The sequence below is a fragment of the Pseudaeromonas sp. HNCC25DJ180 genome, assembly GCF_055413345.1.
Genome location: NZ_JBVAYF010000056.1, coordinates 1 through 333 on the forward strand (window position 1 = coordinate 1; position 333 = coordinate 333).

At 44.1% G+C, this 333-nt stretch carries 1 tRNA gene; it reads right to left on the reverse strand.

Annotated elements, in window-relative coordinates:
- Window positions 1–135: 135 nt before the first annotated feature.
- Window positions 136–211, reverse strand: a tRNA-Glu gene (locus ACZYTD_RS17245).
- Window positions 212–333: the final 122 nt, after the last annotated feature.

The following is a 333-nucleotide window of genomic DNA, read 5'->3' on the forward strand; positions in this document are numbered from 1 at the left end:
TCCAAGACACTTGTTACAGTATTTAGAACTTTTTGAATCAGCTTTTCCAGATTGTTAAAGAGCATGATTTCGTAAGAAATCAGAGATAAGAATTGCTTCTTAGCTCTGCATTCTCAAGCAATGGCGCGCAGTTAATGGCGTCCCTTAGGGGATTCGAACCCCTGTTACCGCCGTGAAAGGGCGATGTCCTAGGCCTCTAGACGAAAGGGACGAAATTTCTGCTATCAGTGCATGACACTGATGAAATCTCGACAAGGCTTAACGCCTCGTTCGAAGTGCTCTCTCTACATCAATCAAGCAATCTGTGTGAACACTCAACAAGATTTGGTGTCG